This is a genomic window from Frisingicoccus sp. (assembly GCA_016298055.1).
Lineage (GTDB): Bacteria > Bacillota > Clostridia > Lachnospirales > Lachnospiraceae > Frisingicoccus.
In genome coordinates, this window is the sequence record JAEDDO010000274.1 from 1 (window position 1) to 2,059 (window position 2,059).

Here is a 2,059-nt window from a genome sequence, read left to right on the forward strand (position 1 = left end):
TTTCAGAAAATGAACAGTGAGACCCAGCCTGTCTTTCCGGCAATGGCTGCCCAGATACTGGCCGGTGTTCTTATTTATTTTATGCGTACATATTGGAGAACGGACCAGAAGAAACTCAATAACAAAGAACTTATTGGATTTTTATCGGGAAGCACGAATGCGGAACTCAAGGCAGTTTTTGAGGCAGCGTATATGGAGGATTATCGCAACTGTATGGACTACATTGCGGATAAAAGTCATCAGACACAGGGGGTAAATTCCTATATAGGAACGATCCTCAAAGAAATGTTTGTGGGGCCTTTTGCTGAAAGTAATCCGGAGAAAGAATTTTCCATGCGTGAAATCGTGACTGCTCCGGAGAAAAAGGTGGTTTTCATTGAATATGATCTGAAACGGGGAGAAGCCCTGGCACCTATATACGGTGTTCTCATTGATCGTGCGCTTGCCAATGCCCTTGGAGGTCGTCAGGAAAAAAGAAACAACGTCTATGTCATACTCGACGAGATGCTGCTTTTAACTCAAAAGTTAAATCATTTATCAAATGCGATGAACTTCGGGAGATCACAGGGCGTTAAAATTTTATGCGGACTTCAGAATTTTTCGGGAGCGGTAGATATCTATGGGGAATACGGGGCAAAACGGATGCTTTCAACCTTTCAGAATCTGATTGCTTTTCGGGTATCTGATTTTGATACCCGCCAGTTTATCAGCAACAGATTTGGATTGAATTATCAGAATCATTCTTTTTCGGCACAACAGAATCCGGTGCATATTCAAAGAGAGGGGCACACGGTTGAAGATTGGGATATCCTTTCTCTGAACATGGGAGAAGCGATCGTGAGTCTGAAAGGAGAAAAACCATTTTTGTTTTCTATGCCGAAATATCAGTGAGAAGGAGGAACGGGAGATGTTTACAGGGAATAAGGCTATGATCCTTCGGGAATGTGAGCACCGAAATACGGTGCGGAGAGTATGTAAGGGAAGGATCGATCATAAAAGTTTTTTTGAAAATATCGAGGGAGATCTTTTGATTACCGGATACGGGGCAGGAAATCGCAGAATGGTTACGGACTTAATCTGCAGTTACGCAAAAAAAGATAATCTTCCAACGTTGGTTTTGTCCGGAGATTTCAATCTGTTCCGAATGTTGAGGGAAAAACAGGCGGTCGGGGAGCTGGATAGGATGATGCTTTCCTGGCCTGAGGAGAAAAATTATCATCTTTTTTATGGCATGTCCGATCAGCAGATTCTTCGTTTTATACAGATGACGGCAGAGAGACAGGGGTATGGCGGATTGATTGACCGGGTGCTGGTGTATGGATCGGCTTTGCTGAATATCGTATCCGCAGCCTATCCTTTGTCTTTTCCCGCAATGACAGAACTTCTTCAGCAGGACGACGATTTTATTTCAGAGTATGCTCTGAATTCGGGCTTGTCGAATGTGGTCGCGGATAATATAAGAGCAAATCATGATGCGGGGATCGTACTCCGGCGGGTATGCAGTCAGATGGAGCACATATTTGAAGGCCTTTATGAAGGCGGGGTCGACACGCAATATAATATACAAAAGGGGGTATTAGAGGACAATTCTGTGATGGTTTTCTATTCTTTATCACCGGATCAGAGTATTTTCAATTCTTATTTGAAAGAAGAAATCTTTGATGCATTGAATCAGGTGCCCAGAATCAGAGTTGTGCTGGATGATGCGATATTTGTGGATGAAAGGGATGAGCTGCTTAATTATCTGTTCGATATGAAAAGGATGAGAAAGATTGAACTTGTACTTGTGTCCACGAATGCGAAGGAATCGGTTTGCGGTATGGGGCTTAATTTTGCCAATGTTGTTCTGTTTCAGCATGATGATCTGACTGTGACAGAAGAATTGTCAAAAAATTTCTGGGGAACATATCCATATGCCTATCCGGTTCCGGTTGCGGGAAGACCGCCGGCGTTTCTTGGATTAACGATTAAGACGTCGGTACATTGGCAGATCGCAACAGAGGAACGTTTGAGAGTTCGTGCGGAAGATTTGTATGCGCAGCAGGGATTATTTTTTAAA

At 43.2% G+C, this 2,059-nt stretch carries 2 protein-coding genes; both read left to right on the forward strand.

What is annotated here, in order from left to right; all coding sequences use genetic code 11:
- Positions 1 to 891 (forward strand): type IV secretory system conjugative DNA transfer family protein (locus QZZ35_RS11515; protein WP_291237532.1); only part of this gene is annotated, 891 nt, incomplete at its 5' end.
- A gap of 16 nt (positions 892 to 907) precedes the next feature.
- Positions 908 to 2,059 (forward strand): hypothetical protein (locus QZZ35_RS11520; RefSeq protein WP_291237533.1); only part of this gene is annotated, 1,152 nt, incomplete at its 3' end.